The sequence below is a fragment of the Aeromonas sp. 160P genome (assembly GCF_055193095.1).
Window position 1 is genome coordinate 3,622,001 of record NZ_JBUXKV010000001.1, and the last position, 17,109, is coordinate 3,639,109.

14 protein-coding genes and 1 pseudogene are annotated in these 17,109 nt (G+C 57.8%); 6 read left to right on the forward strand and 9 right to left on the reverse strand.

The features are described from left to right. Window positions 1-126 precede the first annotated feature (126 nt). The 8 genes from ACY8FN_RS16825 to glpT form a co-directional block, all read right to left on the reverse strand. Window positions 127-1,068, reverse strand: coding sequence for a hypothetical protein (locus tag ACY8FN_RS16825; RefSeq protein ID WP_463100647.1), 942 nt, complete (start codon window positions 1,066-1,068; stop codon window positions 127-129). A gap of 172 nt (window positions 1,069-1,240) precedes the next feature. Further along, complete coding sequence (hdfR, locus tag ACY8FN_RS16830; RefSeq protein WP_068977468.1) at window positions 1,241-2,113, reverse strand: HTH-type transcriptional regulator HdfR; 873 nt, start codon at window positions 2,111-2,113, stop codon at window positions 1,241-1,243. Next, complete coding sequence (locus tag ACY8FN_RS16835; RefSeq protein ID WP_438578411.1) at window positions 2,113-2,490, reverse strand: MaoP family protein; 378 nt, start codon at window positions 2,488-2,490, stop codon at window positions 2,113-2,115. Before ACY8FN_RS16835 ends, hdfR begins: the two co-directional genes overlap by 1 nt. Window positions 2,491-2,787: 297 nt before the next feature. Then, complete coding sequence (eco, locus tag ACY8FN_RS16840; RefSeq protein ID WP_042018918.1) at window positions 2,788-3,270, reverse strand: serine protease inhibitor ecotin; 483 nt, start codon at window positions 3,268-3,270, stop codon at window positions 2,788-2,790. 218 nt (window positions 3,271-3,488) lie between these two features. Beyond that, complete coding sequence (glpQ, locus tag ACY8FN_RS16845) at window positions 3,489-4,577, reverse strand: glycerophosphodiester phosphodiesterase (protein ID WP_463100648.1); 1,089 nt, start codon at window positions 4,575-4,577, stop codon at window positions 3,489-3,491. 107 nt (window positions 4,578-4,684) lie between these two features. Further along, the gene (gene glpD / locus ACY8FN_RS16850; protein WP_463100649.1) at window positions 4,685-6,172 is read right to left on the reverse strand and encodes a glycerol-3-phosphate dehydrogenase; all 1,488 of its coding nucleotides are present in this window, start codon (window positions 6,170-6,172) and stop codon (window positions 4,685-4,687) included. Window positions 6,173-6,478: 306 nt separating this feature from the next. Continuing rightward, on the reverse strand, window positions 6,479-7,237 hold the full coding sequence (locus ACY8FN_RS16855) for a DeoR/GlpR family transcriptional regulator (protein ID WP_068977472.1): 759 nt from the start codon (window positions 7,235-7,237) through the stop codon (window positions 6,479-6,481). 102 nt (window positions 7,238-7,339) lie between these two features. Beyond that, on the reverse strand, window positions 7,340-8,698 hold the full coding sequence (gene glpT, locus ACY8FN_RS16860; protein ID WP_068977473.1) for a glycerol-3-phosphate transporter: 1,359 nt from the start codon (window positions 8,696-8,698) through the stop codon (window positions 7,340-7,342). Between the two features lie 489 nt (window positions 8,699-9,187). Here glpT and ACY8FN_RS16865 point away from each other — a divergent pair, with 489 nt between their 5' ends. From ACY8FN_RS16865 to ACY8FN_RS16880, 4 genes are all read left to right on the forward strand, one after another. Next, entirely contained in the window at window positions 9,188-10,036 is an 849-nt protein-coding gene (locus ACY8FN_RS16865) for an MIP/aquaporin family protein (RefSeq protein ID WP_101315213.1), read from the forward strand. 53 nt (window positions 10,037-10,089) lie between these two features. After that, on the forward strand, window positions 10,090-11,592 hold the full coding sequence (gene glpK / locus ACY8FN_RS16870; RefSeq protein ID WP_101315214.1) for a glycerol kinase GlpK: 1,503 nt from the start codon (window positions 10,090-10,092) through the stop codon (window positions 11,590-11,592). A gap of 226 nt (window positions 11,593-11,818) precedes the next feature. Then, a complete protein-coding gene (locus ACY8FN_RS16875; protein ID WP_463100650.1) occupies window positions 11,819-13,795 on the forward strand; it encodes a methyl-accepting chemotaxis protein in 1,977 nt (658 codons plus the stop codon). A 193-nt stretch (window positions 13,796-13,988) separates the two neighbouring features. Then, on the forward strand, window positions 13,989-14,195 hold the full coding sequence (locus ACY8FN_RS16880) for a hypothetical protein (RefSeq protein WP_101346600.1): 207 nt from the start codon (window positions 13,989-13,991) through the stop codon (window positions 14,193-14,195). Window positions 14,196-14,361: 166 nt separating this feature from the next. Here the strand turns inward: ACY8FN_RS16880 and ACY8FN_RS16885 are convergent, their stop codons facing one another. After that, complete coding sequence (locus ACY8FN_RS16885) at window positions 14,362-15,264, reverse strand: LysR substrate-binding domain-containing protein (RefSeq protein WP_101346599.1); 903 nt, start codon at window positions 15,262-15,264, stop codon at window positions 14,362-14,364. A gap of 216 nt (window positions 15,265-15,480) precedes the next feature. Here ACY8FN_RS16885 and ACY8FN_RS16890 point away from each other — a divergent pair. Both ACY8FN_RS16890 and ACY8FN_RS16895 read left to right on the forward strand, forming a co-directional pair. Then, window positions 15,481-16,568, forward strand: a protein-coding gene (locus tag ACY8FN_RS16890) for an IS3 family transposase (protein ID WP_463099321.1) whose coding sequence is annotated in 2 segments (ribosomal slippage) — window positions 15,481-15,730 and window positions 15,730-16,568 — 1,089 coding nt in all. Because the reading frame shifts where the segments join, the coding sequence is not laid out codon by codon here. 92 nt (window positions 16,569-16,660) lie between these two features. Then, window positions 16,661-17,046, forward strand: a pseudogene (locus ACY8FN_RS16895) (DUF6404 family protein). The last annotated feature ends 63 nt before the right edge of the window (window positions 17,047-17,109 follow it).

A 17,109-nucleotide genomic window follows, 5' to 3' on the forward strand; every position in this document is an offset into this window, starting at 1 on the left:
GCGTTGGATGACTGAACATGTTGGCAAGCGAAGCACGATTCGGCCGATGGCAAGCGCTTCGTCAACTCTTTATATCATCGCGTTCAATGGGGGAAAACCGCTTTTTGGCTCGCTTACAGGCCAATTTCAACCAACTGCATGCCAGGCTGGCGCCAATGCGCACACCTCGGCCGACAAGCCACCATTGGACTCAACCAAACCGCTACAAACTGCTAACAATGACTTGGGGATCCGGCTTGGTTCCCAGGGCCGAGGATCCGTCAAGGGTTGGGCATACGCGCTGAGGATAGGTGCCAGATCACGGGGCAACCACCAGCTGGCCGGGCGGCCGAGCCGCTGGGCCAGCGCCTGCAGCCGATCCACCCCGGCAGGATCGAGGGCGGTGAGATGACTCCACTGCACCTTGGGCGGCAAAGCCGCCACCACCTGTTGCAGGGCAAGGGGGGCCGATGGCGGGGCCCACACCAGCAAGGTGCCGGCATCAACGGGCAGCTCGGCAAAGGCGCCGACACTGTCGGTGGTGATCACCCGCGCAATGTCCCCCTCCCCCCAGAGGATCTTGCCAAGGCCAGCCAGGGTCCGCTCCGGCAGAGCCAGCTCCCCGAGCGCCTGTAACCAGGGCGCTGCGTCGATCAGAGTACCACTGCTGAAAAAGAGGCTGAACGGCTGGGCGGCGCGCAAGCGCAACAGCTGATCGGCACAGAGCCGAATACCTTTATCCTCAAAGTCGATCTGCTCGTTAGGGGAGAAGTTCACCTCTGACTTGCGATAGAGCGCAGCCAGCACCCGCTCGTTGACCAGCTCCCTCAGCTGCCAGCCCTGAGCATGCAGCCACTCCTCGGGCTCAGGGGGGGCGGTGGCGATCTCGGCCAGCATCAGCTCGCGGGTGAGATAGCGCCGACCGGCCGGGGTCAGCTCATAGCGATGCTGGCCCACCGCCAGCAGCAGCTGGTTGTCCCTGAGCAAGCCCACCAGCGGCTGCCACTGACGGCCGCGGATCACTGCTGGCGCGTGTTCCAGCAACTGCTGCGCCAACGCCCGCCATTCGGGGTGACTAAAGTCGATCAATTGCAATCCATCCCTGTAAACAGCCAATCGGATAAACAGCCTGAAAAGGTACCGTTACCCGCTGATGACGCCAAGCCTTCCGCGCCAATTACGTGACCTTGCTCCCTGCAATTGTGTCCTAACAGAAGAGCCCACCATGGTGGTGGGCTCTTGCTTGATAAGGGTGCGACGCTTATTCGATATTGAGCCGCAGCTCGGCATCGTGCCAACCCAGTGGCAGGGTCAGCAACTGATCAATCAGCTCCCGCCGATCGGATTTCTCCAGATAGGCGAGATAGAGCGGACGACTCAAGGCGTGCCCACCCTCAACCAGATGAAGCGCTCCCTGCTCGAGGAAGGGACTGACCATCCGCCGGGGCAGATAGGCGGCGCCACCGTTGGCCAGCACGAACTGCAATGCCATGCTGGCGGAGCTGGAGTGCAGCACCGGAGTCTTTTGCAGACTCTGCAGACGGCTCGGCTGTGGCTCGAAGCTGGTGCCCCAATCAAGATGGATATGAGGCATCTGCATCAGGTTATCGGCATTGGCCGCCGGATCTCGGCTCACCAGCTCGAACACCAGCTCACCAATAGGATGCAGGGCAATCTCGTCGATTTTGGTGGGCTCGGAGAGCAGGGCCAGATCGAGGGAGCGCTCCAGCAACTGGCGGCAGAGGTGTTCGCGGGAAGCAGTTTCCAGCCGCACCGCCAACCCGGGCGCCAGCGCATAGATGTGATTGAGCCAGTCGTTGAAATCGAGCTCCCAGAACACCGCGGGAGCACCGATGGCCAACTGCTGGCTGAATCCTGGCGAGAGCGCCACATCCTGCTTGGCACGGCCAAGGGTGTGCAAGATGGCATCCGCATAAGGCAACAAACGCTCGCCGGAAGCGGTCAGACGAATGTTGTTGCGATGACGGGCAAACAGACTGACACCCAATTGCTGCTCGAGCTGGCGGATCCTGAAACTGACCGCCGACTGGGTCAGGTAGAGATTTTCTGCCGCCCTGCCAAAGTGCCGGGTCTTGCTGACCTCGATAAAAGTCCGAAGCAGCTCGGTATCCATTAATCCATGGACTCGTCACTGTTGCGGCCACTGCCACTGCCGCCACCGACATCAAAGCTGGCACCGCCACTGCTCTCTTCGTTGGCACCGCCGACCACGGTACAGAGGCGATGCACCCGCTTGGGACCGATCACCTTGAGGTATTTGAACCATACCTTGGCGTGGGGATTAGTGCCTGCTGCGCCGGATTTGACCTGCTCGACGAAAGCCGTCTCGACATCGTCACGGGCACTCTGCGTGCCCTGATAGAGTGCCAGCATGGCTGAACCATATTTTTCCAGACTGTCCGCTTCGGCCACAGTGAATTCACCACTGCGACGCAGGCCACGGGGAAAATGTTTGAAGTCATTGAAACGCTTGTCTGATTCGAAGCTCATAGTGCTCTTTTTCTGGTTAGTTTGACCTTTGCGGGCAAGTATCATCAGGCCATCGCCGAGTGCAAAATCAATTTTCTCACTATATTAATAAATATCTTTTATCGAAGTCCATTTACCCCATAGCTTGCGCCGATTTTGTGGCAGAACACACAAAAATCGTTGATAAATAACAGGCTTATGTAAGTCCATCGCCATCCGACACGGCCACTTTCTTGATTTTCAGGTAAAAATAAAGCGCCATACGGCGCTTTATTTATCACATCAGCGATGCCAATGTCATTTCAGGTTCACATGCACTTATTCAATCATGGCCGGCTGTGCCAGGTTATCGGCACGCCACAAACGGTAACGCACGTCATACTCCTGCGGCACATAGATCACGAACGGCAGTTTGGAGTTGTAGTTCACAAAGAAACCCTGACCATAAATCTGGACGAAGGTCTCTTTCTGCTGATTTTCCGGGCACATCATCAGGGTGCTGATGGGATCAGAGATCTTACCCAATTTCAGGTAGTTGTAGCCCCAGCCTTTAACGCTGTGCTGTTCAAGGTTGCCCGCAAAACGGGGCACGTTGCAATCAACCATCATCTTTTTGCCAACCTGCAGCTCGACCATCATGTCGGCTTCTTTCTCGACTTCAGGCAGGCGGATCACCACACGTTCCTGATTCACGTCAGCGGCTGGGAACATGCTGATATCAAATTTTTTCGGCTCGGCGGCGAAGGCATGGCCACCCAACAACAAGGCGCCCAGCAGGCTAAAACGCAATACGGTTTTCATCTGTACCTCTTGGGGTTGCTTCAACGCCGCTAGACTAACCGCTCTGCCGATTTCATGCCAGCGGTCTGCTACGTAAAAACTGCGTAAAATGATGCAGATCCGGCACACCATGACGTGATCTGGCTATTTTCTGACAGGGCGCACACTCCCGTTGCGGGAACCTCAAACAAAAAGCGAGGCCAATTGGCCTCGCTTTGCATTCAAATGGCGCCTGGCTGTTATTTAGCCGCCCCTTCATGAGCCTTGATGACGGCCACCGCCTTGTCCGGGAAATCGCTGAACACCCCGTCCACATCAGCCTGATAGAGGAAGATGTTGAGCAAGTCGGTGAAGTCCTTGGCATAGGCCGGGATCTGGCCTTCATCCTGACGGAAGGTATAGGGGTGTACTTTCAGCCCCGCCGCGTGGGCCTCTTTCACCATACCGGTGAAGACCGGCTTGCCCAGGGTGCCCGGCTCGGTGACGATCATCGGCTTCCACGGGCCAATCCCTTCGGCATAGCTGGCGATGGTTTTCATGGCACCCGGCTTGAACATCCAGTCGTAGTTGTAGGGGGTCGCCTTGCCCTTGGCATCATAGACCATGGTCTCGTTCCAGTCGGTCTCGGCCATTAGCTGCACCAGTTTCAGGTCCATGCCCATGGCAGGCATCAGCTCGCTGTTGATGCGCTTGAGCTCGTCGGCATCGAAGCACTGCAGATAGACCTTGTCATCCTTCCCGGTGTAACCGTACTCCTTGAGCACCTTCAGCACCGCCTTGGAGATGTCCTTGCCCTCGTGACGGAACAGCCAAGGGGCTTTGATCTCCGGGTAGATGCCGATGTGCTTACCGGTGCTCTTGTTGAGCCCCTGGATCATCTCGATCTCCTGCTGGAAGGTGTGGATCTTGAAGTCCGACTGCCAGAGCGGGAAGCGGGCTGGATAGACCGGCACCTGCTTGCCATCCACCAGCTGGAACGGCTCTGTCATGCGCAGGGAGCGCACCTCGGCCAGGGTGAAATCCACCACATAATAGCGCCCGTCCGGACGGGCGCGACCGGGGAAACGCTCGGCCACATCGGTGATGCCATCGAGGAAGTGATCGTGCATCACCACCAGCTGGTCATCCTTGGTCATCACCAGATCCTGCTCCAGATAGTCGGCCCCCATGCCATAGGCCAGCGCCTTGGACTCAAGGGTGTGCTCGGGCAGGTAGCCGGAAGCGCCGCGGTGGGCGATCACCACCTTGCCTTCATCGGCAGCAAATACAGGTAATGAGAGGGAGGCCCCAAGGCTCAAAGCGATGAGGGAAACGGCGAGTTTTTTCATATGTGATGCTCGTTATTATTGTGTGTAGGGAATTGTTCTATCAGAGGTTGATTGCATATTTTCGGTGGATGGCGGTGGGCAGCAGCGCTGCTGCCCACCGTCACTCATCAGCTCGCCTTGCGCAAAGCGTGATGATATTGGTCGAGCCAGATGTGCAGCATCTGCTGCTCTGACTCATTCAGGCGCAGCCCCAGCTTGCTGCGGCGCCAGAGGATATCGTCCAGTGAACAGGCCCACTCCCGCTCGATAAGATAACGCACTTCCGACTCGTAGAGGCCGCCACCGAAGTGAATGCCGCGATCCTCTTTCAGCCAGAGACGGGCATGGGCGCCATAGGCTTCGGCAATACGCAGGGCGCTGCGATCGTCGAGCCAGTCAAATTCCAGCGCAAAGGCGCGGGCCAGCTCACGCACCGAGCAGTCAAACTCGCCGCCGGGCAGACGGCTGGTCGCAGTCCAGTCATCCCCCATCTGGCTGAACCAGGGTTTGAGCTTGTTGCAGGCGGCCTGAGCCAGCTTGCGATAGGTAGTGAGCTTGCCGCCAAACACCGAGAGCAGCGGTGCGCCGTCCGATTCACCCGACAGTTCAAGGGTGTAGTCACGGGTCACCGCCTGCGGTGAATCTGACTCGTCATCACAGAGCGGGCGTACCCCGGCATAGGTCCAGATCACATCTTTCGGGGCGATCTGGCGGATGAAGTGGGCATTGACCACCTTGCACAGGTAGGTGATCTCGGCCTCGCTGATCTTGGCTTCGCGCGGGCTGCCGTGATGCTCCACATCGGTGGTGCCAATCAGCGAATAGTCCTGCTGATAGGGGATGACGAAGACGATGCGGTTGTCCTCGTTTTGCAGGATATAAGCCTCTTCGCGCTCATGGATGCGCGGCACTATGATGTGGCTGCCCTTGATCAGGCGAATGCCACGGGGGGATTTCTCTTGCAGGCTCTCGTCATAGAAGGTCTTGACCCAGGGACCGGCCGCATTGACCAGACCACGGCAGGTGACGGTGAACTGCTCGCCCCCTTCCCGCTCCAGCGTTAGCGTCCAGTGTTTGGAACCGCGCACCGCCTTGACGCAGCGGGTGCGGGTCTGCACATCGGCGCCCTTGTCCCGGGCCATCATGGCATTGAGCACCACCAGCCGGGCGTCGTCGACCCAGGCGTCGGAGTATTCAAACCCCTTGTTGATGCCGGCGATCAAGCCATCTTGTGGCAGCAAGCGCACACCACAGCTCCCCTTGAGCTTGTCGCGCTTGGCCAGATTGTCATACAGGAACAGACCGGCGCGGATCATCCAGGCCGGACGCAGGTGCGGGCGGTGCGGCAGGCGAAAACGCATGGGGCGGGCGATGTGAGGCGCCATGCCGAGCAGCACTTCCCGCTCCGCCAGCGCCTCTTTCACCAGCCGGAATTCGTAATGTTCGAGATAGCGCAAACCACCGTGGATCAGCTTGCTGGAGTTGGACGAGGTGGCAGAGGCGAGATCTTGCGCCTCAAACAGGGCAACCTTCAGGCCCCGTCCTGCCGCATCGGCTGCGATGCCGACCCCATTGATGCCGCCACCGACGACAACCAGATCATAATGTTCGCTCATGTTCACCTACTTTCATTTTTATGATTGCTATAACAGCAATGTTTGATTTCGCTCATTTTAGAACATGAAAATACAACAAACGAACATTTTTTAGCGAAAGTGTGATCGCCACAGCCCGCCAGAGGGAACAAGGAGGGCTCGTCAGGTGAGCAACAGGTGGTGGGCTGAAATCGGCGAGTTAATAGCCAAAAAAACCAGATTGAATACAGGTTTTAGCAATACCCAGAAAGGGATGAAATGAGAGAAACAAGAAAGAAAGGAGGCCGCCCGAACGGGCGACCGGCACTGCGCAGGTTCACACCGCGATCAGCAGATGTGACAGGCGATCTGGTGTTGCTCCATCAATCGCGTCAAGCTTTCCGGTGGCTCCTGATCGGTAAAGAGGGCGTGGATCTGGTTGAGATTACCCAGATTGACCATGGCGTTACGACCAAACTTGGTATGGTCGGCGGCCAGAAACACCTGACGGGAGTGGGCAATGATGGCCTGGGCAATTTTTACTTCGTGGTAATCGAAATCGAGCAGGGAGCCGTCGTTGTCGATACCCGAAATCCCGATGACACCATAGTCCATGCGAAACTGACCGATAAAGTCACGGGTCGCCTCCCCGACGATGCCACCATCGCGGTTGCGGATCTCGCCACCGGCGATGATCACGGTGAAGTCATCCTTGGCCGTCAGAATGCTAGCCACGTTGAGGTTGTTGGTCACCACCCGCAATTCCCGGTGATCGAGCAGGGCACGGGCAATGGCTTCGGTGGTGGTACCGATATCGATAAAGAGCGATGAACCGTCGGGAATATTGGCCGCTACCTCACGGGCAATGCGCTCTTTCTCCTTGAGTTGCATCACTTTGCGGGCACTGTAGGCGGTATTGACGGTACTCGAATGCAGGGAGGCACCGCCATGATGGCGCCGGATCTTGCTTTGCTCGGCGAGATCGTTCAGATCCCGGCGAATAGTCTGGGGACTGACATCAAAATGGGTCACCAGATCGTCGGTCGAGACAAAGCCCTGCCGCGTCAGGACGTCCAGGATCTCCAGATGTCGTTGGGTTTGCTTCACGCTTGCACTCCGATGATGAGACAAAAAAAGGCCCCGGCAGGTGCGGGGCCTTTTGGCAGTTTACCTGATCCCCTTTGGGATCAATAAGCTGAGGATCACGTTTTATGCCTTACCGGCAGCCGCTTTCTTGGCCGCTACAGCAATATTCTCGTGCTTGAGGGTCATCGCCAGCAGGATGATGGAAACCACGCAAGAGGCGGTCAATACCATGAAGCCACCGTCCCAGCCGAAATGGTCAACGGTATAGCCCAGCATGGCGTTGGCTGCCACGGCGCCCCCCAGATAACCGAACAGACCGGTGAAACCTGCCGCAGTACCGGCTGCTTTCTTCGGTGCCAGCTCAAGGGCATACAGACCAATCAGCATAACCGGGCCGTAAATCAGGAAGCCGATGGCGACCAGCGCCAACATATCCACGGTGGGGTTACCCGCCGGATTGAGCCAGTAGACCAGCACAGCCACAGTCACCAGTACCATAAACAGGATACCGGCCGGGGCACGGCGGCCCTGGAACATCTTGTCAGAGATCCAGCCACACAGCAGGGTGCCCGGAATACCGGCCCACTCGTAGAGGAAGTAAGCCCAGGAGGAGTTATCAACAGTGAAGTGCTTGGCCTCTTTCAGGTAGGTCGGCGCCCAGTCCAGCACACCGTAACGAATGAGGTAAACGAAGGCGTTGGCAATGGCGATGTACCACAGCAGTTTGTTGTGCAGCACGTACTTGACGAAGATCTCCTTGGCGGAAAACTCCTGTTCGTGGCTCGCGTTGTAATCCTTCGGATAGTCGTCCTTGTACTCTTCAATAGGCGGCAGACCGACAGATTGCGGGGTATCACGCATCACGAAGAAGGCGATCACCGCAATGGCCGCGGCGGCCGCTGCAGGCACATAGAAGGCACTGCGCCAGTCGTTGAACCAGCCCATCCCGAGGATAAACAGCGGACCAATCATGCCGCCACCCACGTTGTGCGCCACGTTCCAGACCGCAACCACTTCGCCACGCTCTTTCTGTGACCACCAGTGCACCATGGTGCGCCCGCAAGGCGGCCAGCCCATGCCCTGCGCCCAACCGTTGAGGAACAACAGCACGAACATGATGGCGATGCTGGAGGTTGCCCAGTGCATGGTACCCATCATGAACATGATACCGGCCGACAACAGCAGACCGGCAGAGAGGAAGTAACGGGCGTTGGAACGGTCAGAGACGTTGCCCATCAGGAACTTGGACAGACCATAGGCGATAGAGACACCGGAGAGGGCCAGGCCCAAATCACCGCGAGAGAATCCCTGCTCGATCAGGTAAGGCATCGCCAGGCTGAAGTTTTTCCGTACCAGGTAGTAACCGGCATAACCGAAGAAGATCCCGAAAAACACCTGCCAACGCATGCGCTTGTAGAAGGGATCGACCTTGTCAGCCGGGAGCCTGTCGATGTGCGCCGCAGGCTTGAAGAGACTAAGCATGTTCTGCTTCCTTATTGTTGTTATGGGCGGTTGAGGATGCCCTGATCATGACCACGAATCATGTGAGTCCACTGATTCGTAAGCGAGCCTATTGTGCTCACAAGTGAACATTCAATCTGTGATGAAGGCTCAAATATTGCATTTTTATTACAAATAAAAGCTCCAAATGAGCAGTTACTCAGCAAGCGCCAGCCCTTATGCCACAAGGGCTCAAGCTACCACCTAAGGGGTATTAACCCTTTTTCAAGTTGCTTTACGTCACATTTCCTTAGCAATGAGTGGGATCTTGTCCACATTTCCTATGGCGGGGGGATGGTGAAATCCGCGAGAAGGGTTATTTTCAGTCACGTCCGATAACGAGCGCAAACGAGCATAACGTTTGCGCTAGCTCGAAAAACAAGAAAAAACGTTTTCGGAACCATTGCTCGGCCTGAAAAACAACAAAACAGAACATCACTTCAACTCTGGGTGGATATAAGGAACAAACGTATGAGCATACAAAGACCCAATACCCTGCTTGGCGAATGCATCGCCGAGTTTATCGGAACCGGCCTGCTGATATTTTTCGGCGTCGGCTGTGTCGCCGCACTGGTGCTGGCAGGCGCCAACTTCGGGCAGTGGGAAATCTCCATTACCTGGGGTCTGGGTGTCGCCATCGCCATCTATGTGACCGGCGGTATTTCAGGTGCCCACCTCAACCCGGCCGTTACCCTGGCGCTGATGACCTTCGCCGGCTTTGACAAGCGCAAGGTAGTGCCCTACATCATCGCCCAGATCGCCGGTGCCTTCTGCTTCGCCGCCCTTGTCTACTTCCTCTACGGCGGCCTGTTCACCCAGTGGGAAGTGACCCACAACGTGGTGCGCGGCAGCGTCGAGAGCCTTGGCACCGCCGGGATCTTCTCCACCTACCCCAATCCTCTGCTGAACAACATGCAAGCCTTCGCGGTCGAGCTGGTGATCACTGCCGTCCTGATGCTGGGCATCATGGCGCTGGGTGACAACAACAACGGCGCACCCAAAGGTTTCGCTGCCGCCCTGCTGATCGGCATCCTGATCGCGGTGATTGGTGCCTCCCTTGGCCCATTAACCGGTTTCGCCATGAACCCGGCCCGTGACTTTGGTCCGAAACTGTTCGCGTTCTTTGCTGGCTGGGGTGATGTCGCCCTGACCGGTGGTCGTGACAACCCCTACTTCTGGGTTCCGATCCTTGGCCCCATCGTTGGCGCCCAGCTTGGTACCGCTCTGTATGTCAAAGTGCTGGCTCCCTGCGTGCCGGGCAACCGTGTTGCCGCCGCCGAGAAAGCTACCCAAACCGCCAAAGAAGAGGCTGCCGCATAAGAGCGGCCCCTCCAACGTGTAACAACGTGGAAAATAGAAACGTGGAGAACATCATGTCTGCTGAAAAAAAATATATCGTCGCTCTGGACCAGGGAACCACCTCTTCCCGCGCCATCGTGTTTGATCAGGATGCCAACATCGTCGGCACCTCCCAGCGCGAATTCACCCAGCACTACCCGAAAGCGGGCTGGGTAGAGCACGACCCGATGGAGATCTGGGCGACCCAATCCTCCGTCTTTACCGAAGTGCTGGCCAAGACTGGCCTGCGCAGCGAAGAGATCGCTGCCATCGGTATCACCAACCAGCGTGAAACCACAGTGGTATGGGAAAAAGCCACCGGCAAGCCCGTCTACAACGCCATCGTCTGGCAGTGCCGTCGTACCGCCAGCATCTGTGAAGAGCTCAAGGCGCGCGGCCTGGAAGAGTACGTTCGCGAAAATACCGGTCTGGTGCTGGATGCTTATTTCTCCGGTACCAAGATCAAATGGATTCTGGATAACGTCGAAGGTGCCCGCGAGAAGGCGATGAACGGCGAGCTGCTGTTCGGCACCATCGACACCTGGCTGGTGTGGAAGATGACCAACGGCGAAGTGCACGTCACCGACCCGACCAACGCCTCCCGTACCATGCTCTACAACATCCGCGATCTGAAGTGGGATGAGAAGATGCTGGACGAGCTGGGCATCCCGATGTCCATGCTGCCAGAGGTGAAACCTTCTTCCGAAGTGTATGGCTACACCACCCGTGGCGGCGGCTCCCGCATCCCCATCGCCGGTATTGCCGGTGACCAGCAATCTGCCCTGTTTGGTCAGCTCTGCTTTGAAAAAGGGATGGCCAAGAACACTTACGGTACCGGCTGCTTCCTGTTGATGAACACCGGCACCGCCCCGGTTCGCTCCAGCCACGGTCTGCTGACCACAGTCGCCATCGGCCCGAAAGGGGAAGTGAACTACGCACTGGAAGGTGCGGTGTTCATGGGCGGCGCCACTATCCAATGGCTGCGTGACGAGCTGAAACTCATTCACGATGCCCGCGATACCGACTACTTCGCCTCCAAAGTAGGTGACACCAACGGTGTCTATCTGGTGCCAGCCTTCGTCGGTCTGGGCGCCCCCTACTGGGATCCGTATGCTCGCGGCACCATGGTCGGTCTGACCCGTGGCGCCAACCGCAACCACATCATCCGTGCCGCGCTGGAATCCATCGCCTATCAGAGCCGCGATGTGCTGGATGCGATGCAGCAGGACTCCGGCATCAAACTGGCAGCTCTCAAGGTAGACGGCGGCGCCGTGGCCAACGACTTCCTGATGCAGTTCCAGTCCGACATGATGCACACCCCGGTGGTGCGTCCGACCCGCATCGAAACCACCGCCATGGGCGCCGCCTTCCTGGCCGGTCTGGCGGTTGGCTTCTGGAAAAGCTCTGACGAGCTGCAAGACAAGTTCAGTGTGGATCGCGAGTTTATCCCGCAGATGGATCACGCCGATCGCGACAAGCGCTATCACGGCTGGCAAAAAGCGGTTGAGCGTTCACGCCGCTGGGCTGAAGAGGATTGATCGGGCAACCGACTCCCCTTTGACATACATAACTAATGAGGCCGACAGCAATGTCGGCCTCTCTTTTTGTTGTTGCCTTTGCAGGTGTCTGCCCCCTTCCCCGCCCGTTGTTCCCCCTGCTCTCCTGCCGCCCTCTGTTGTCACCATCCGTAACAACGCAATTGAGTTCTCTATCTATAATCATCTTCTGGGTCGCATATGCGACCTTATTTATGAGGAGAGCGATATGGATAGGGCGATACACCGTTTTAGATTGCATTCACTCTGGTCGGGACTCGGGATCCGCACCCGGATCCTCGCTGGCGTGGCAATACTGATGGCCATCGCCATCAGCTGCATCACCTTGATCCTCGAGCAGATATCCCACAATCAGGCCCAGCAGCGGGTCGAACGCTATGAGCTGCCAAGCAGTGTCGATCGCATTGCCAACCAGCTGACCGCCCAGCTGATCCAGCACCTGACCGAAGCGCAGGCGCTGGCCAGCAACAGCTTCGTCATCGACTGGCTGGCCCGGGGGATGCCCGAGGCGCAGTGGCCCGAGATGGAGCGCTACTTTCAGGATCTGCAGCGGCGCATCGGCGGCAACGTCTTTATCGCTCCTCGCCAGAGCAACACCCTGATCAACTTCAGCGGCGGCCCCACCGCCCAGAAAGCGCTGAACGGATCAGACCCGAAAGATGAGTGGTTCTACGGCTTTCTCAAACGCAGCAAACCCTATGAGCTGAACCTCGACATCTCCGATTTTGACAAGCGCGCCTCCCTCTATATCAACACCGCCGTCACCCACGAAGGCAAGACCCTGGCGGTGGCAGGCACCTCCATCGACATGAGCGCCCTGAGCAAGCTCATCAGCGGCTACCGGATCGGCAAGAGCGGTCAGGTCTATCTGGCAGACATGGAGGGCAATATCGAGATCCACCCCGAGCAGGAGCAGGAAAGCGCCGCCCACCACCAGCAATCCTTCCTCGATACCGTCAAGCGGCTCACCCCAAACGCCCGGGATCAAGTGGCCGTGCAAGCGCTGACGCTGGATGGAGAGACCTACCTCATCGCGGTGCGCTACATCCCCACCCTCAACCGGCTGCTGATTGGCGAGATCAACAGCGCCGAACTGGAAGAGGGGCTGCTCGCCTCCCGCAAGCTGATCATCATGGTATCGCTGGCCATTGGTGGACTGGCGATGCTGGCGTCGGCTTGGCTGGCCCACTCCATCAGCCGTCCCATCCGTCAGGCGGCCGATGGCATGCACCACATCACCGCCGATCGGGATCTGGCGACCCGCCTCGACTTCTCTGACGAATCGGAGCTGGGAATAATGGCCCAGAGTTTCAATCAGCTGATCCACAGCCTGAACCAGAGCTTCTCCCGCTTCCAGCAGTCAGGCAGCGCCCTCTCCGCGCAGTCATCCCAATCCATGCAGCAGGCGCAGGCACTGGCGGGGGAAGCGAGCCAGCAGGCCCAGAGCATTCAGGAGCTGACCAATGTGGTCACCACCATCGGCGATAACGCCGAACAGATCGCCAGCCGCTCGGAGGGGGTCAACGAGGTGACCCGGCGCATCGCCGACCATATGCTCAGCATCGAGCAGGATGTGACCCAGAGCGCCGCACAACTCGACACCTTGCGCAGCAGCATCGGCAGCTCATCGACCCTGCTCGATGAGGTGGTGAAAGACAGCAACAACATCACCCAGATCATGAACCTGATCCGCGATGTCTCGAACCAGACCAACCTGCTGGCCCTCAACGCCGCCATCGAAGCGGCCCGTGCGGGGGAGATGGGGCGCGGCTTTGCGGTGGTGGCCGACGAAGTGCGCCAGCTGGCGGTGCGCACCCAGACCGCCACCAAGGATGTGCAGGATCTCATCTTGCGCCTGCAGGAGGGAACCCGGCAGGCCAGCGGCTCGATGGCGGACTCCCGCACCTTGAGCGAAGAGGGATACAACCGGATGAATCAGGCCAGAGAGGTGCTGGTTGATGCCACCAGCCAGATCAACCAGACCGCCTTAGAGATCAACGAAATAAGCGCACTGGCCCAGTCCCAGAATCAGCAAATGGGGCAAGCCAGAACGGCGCTCGATGAGCTGGCCATGGTGGCCGAGCACCAGCGGGAACACGCGCAGGAGAGCAATGCCGCCAGCCGCGAGCTGTTCGAACTGGCCAAAGCCATCGACGAGCAGATCCGCCAATACCGGATTGGCTAGGCCCAGCTCGTCTCCCTCCCCCTCTCCATCATCAAGACGCCACCTCAGGGTGGCGTGTTCATTTTGCAAATCATTTTGCCTGGGTTTTCAAAACGGGAATGACGAGCAAGAGTGCAACTTATTGATAATTAACCTGAAAAAATGTGGAACGGCCATTGCTTAGTGATATCAGACTCAACAGAGGGATATCGCCATGAAACCGACCACCGCTCAAAAAGAGACACTGACCCCCCGCGAAGGCACCTTCCTGATGATGGTGGCCCAACTGGTGGTACTCACCTGCATCGTACTGGCAGCCACCGTCGGCGGCCTCTCCTGGCAGTGGACCCTGCTGCTGGCCATTCCGCCGGTGATCGGCGGCGCCCTGCTCAGCCGGGTCTGGGGCAAACTGCCACGGTAACTGCGCTTCAGCTCACACACCTTCCCGAACCGGCGGCCGACCCTCAAGTTGGCCGCCTGTTTATCTGCTTATCTGCCGCTTGGCTGATGCTGATTGGCCGCAACTAAGGTGCGGCTTGTTCTTCGATAAGCAAACCACATCGACTAACCGCACAAACCAACCTGCGCTACAGGGTATGGCTGCCCAGCTGCTCTTTGAGAAAATCGAGCCAGACCCGCAGCCGGATATCCCGCTGGGCATCGGAGTAGAACACCGCATTGATGGGGCGCGAGGCACCGCTGTTGTTGCGCGCCAGCACTTCCACCAGCGCCCCGCTCGCCCGATCCGGCCCAGTCATAAAGTCCGACAGACAGACGATCCCCTGCCCCGCCAGCGCCAGCTGGCGCAAGGTTTCGCCGCTGCTGGCACGCAGGCTGGGGGTGATGGCAAAGCGATCCCCCTGCTCGGCACTGAGCAGCGGCCAGTGGTTGAGGTGATCGGGATGCAAAAAGCCGAGCAGCTCGTGGCCGCTTAGCAGATCCGCCGGTTGGCGCGGGGTGCCGCGCTCGCTCAAATAGCCAGGGGAAGCCAGCAGCCGCAGCCGCGAACGGCCCAGCGGCAGCGCGCGCAGGGAGGAGTCGGTCAACTCGCCGATGCGGATGGCCATGTCCACCCGCCGCTCCATCAGATTGATAAAGCCCTCCGAGCTGTGCAGTTGCAGCTCGATGGCAGGATAACGGCGGCGAAACTCGCCGATGATCGGCACTAGCCGGTGCAGAATAAAGGGAGTGGCCGCATCGACCCGCAAGATCCCCTCCGGCTGCTCCCGACGCATCAGCAGATGCCCCTCCGCCTCGCTCATCTCGGTCAGGATCTTCACCGCCCGCTGATAGAACCAGCTCCCCTCCTCGGTCAGACTGACCCGGCGGGTGGTGCGATTAAGCAGCATGGTGGAGAGCTTCTCCTCCAACCGCTTGATGCCACGGCTCACCACCGAGTTGTCCATGCCGAGGTTCTCCGCCGCCTGGCGAAAACTGCCCGCCTCCACCACCGCCACAAACAGGGTCAGTTCATCAGAATGGGTCTTCATTGCTGCTATCCGGACAAGAGTAATGGGCCTTTATAGGCGCAGCTGCTCGGGATTGGCAAGTGTGCTGTGGCGCCACCTTTTGTTTTCCACAGAGACATAACGTGACAGCGAGCCCACACCGCCCTCACGGTTTGCCAGTACAATGGTAATCCCCCCGAAAACCTGGGGTGCTCATAAGTAGAATTTTCTCGTATCTTGAACGCAGGAGGTTCTAACATGAAAACATCACGCTTTAGCGATGCCCAAATCATCGCCATCCTCAAACAGGCCGAGTCTGGCTCACCCGTCCCTGAACTCTGCCGCGAGCATGGCATCAGTTCCGCGACCTTTTACAAGTGGCGCGCCAAATTCGGTGGCATGGATGCCTCTCTCATGGCTCGCCTCAAAGAGCTGGAGGAGGAAAACCGCCGCCTCAAGAAGATGTATGCCGAGGAGCGCCTCAAAGCCGAGATTATCGCCGAGGCCATAGCAAAAAAGTGGTGACGCCATCTGCCCGCAGGGAGATGGCTATCAAAGCCGTGTCGCTCTTTGCCATTTCTATCCGGCTAGCCTGCAACATCTTCAAGGTCAGCGAAGGCTGTTATCGCTATCAACCCATGCTCGCCGATGAAAACCAGCTTATTGCGGATTGGTTGCTGCGTATCACCAACAGCCAGCGGAACTGGGGCTTTGGCCTCTGCTTCCTCTACCTGCGTAACGTCAAAGGGTTTGCTTGGAACCACAAGCGGGTCTACCGGATCTATCGGGAGCTTGAACTGAACTTGCGCATCAAGCCCAAGAAGCGACTGGTACGTGAAAAGCCACAGGCTCTGGCCGTGCCTGCCCAGCCTAACCACTGCTGGTCGATGGATTTTATGCACGATCAACTGAGCGATGGCCGGTCAGTGCGACTGTTTAATGTGATCGATGATTTTAACCGCGAGGCGCTGTGCATTGAGGTCGATTTTTCATTGCCCGCTTCACGGATCAAGCGCGCACTGGAACAGGTGATTGAGTGGCGTGGCAAACCGGCGATGATCCGGTGCGATAATGGACCAGAATATATCAGCGAAGTGCTCAAGGCGTGGGCGGCGAAACAGGAGATCACCTTGGGGTATATCCAACCAGGCAATCCTCAGCAGAACGCGTACATAGAGCGGTTTAACAGAACGGTACGTTACGATTGGTTGGCTCATCATCTGTTTGGCACGCTGGAGGAGCTCCAAGAGTTTGCAACCCAATGGCTGTGGGTTTATAACCATGAGCGGCCCAATATGGCGCTGGATGGTTATACCCCGAAGCAGCATCTGGCAAAGGCTGCATGACCTCTACTTTTGAATGCCCCTAAAAATGGGGGGATTACCCAATGCTGCCAAAACGGCATCGTATGGCACTATGCACTACAAGGAAAAACACCATGGAATTCGAACGCAGGCTGGTAGCCGCCCACAGTGAGTTAACGGATAAAGGAGTGCTGGCACTCAACTATAACCCGCCATTATGGCGGCTATTGCGCAGATTAGGTCTCAACATCAGGCCACCTCATTACGAGCGCTTTATCATCAACCTGCTTGCTCTGGGTCTGCCAACTGGAGCGATATGGGGACTCTTTATGTGGTTCTTCGGCTGGCAATATGAGGTAAGCCCAGCATTTGCCATGCGCCAGATCGTTCAATTTGGTGTCGGATTCGGTCTGCTGATGGCGATCATCTTCTGGGTTCGTCGCAAGCAGCTCAAACTAACACCTTGGGAAAGATTGCCATGCTCAACAAGCCGCACACAAAGCGCTGGCAACCCAGATAGATAACCAGCGGCATTATTCAGAGACAGGAAGCAGCTCGATATGAAAGCCCATGAAAACCTGAA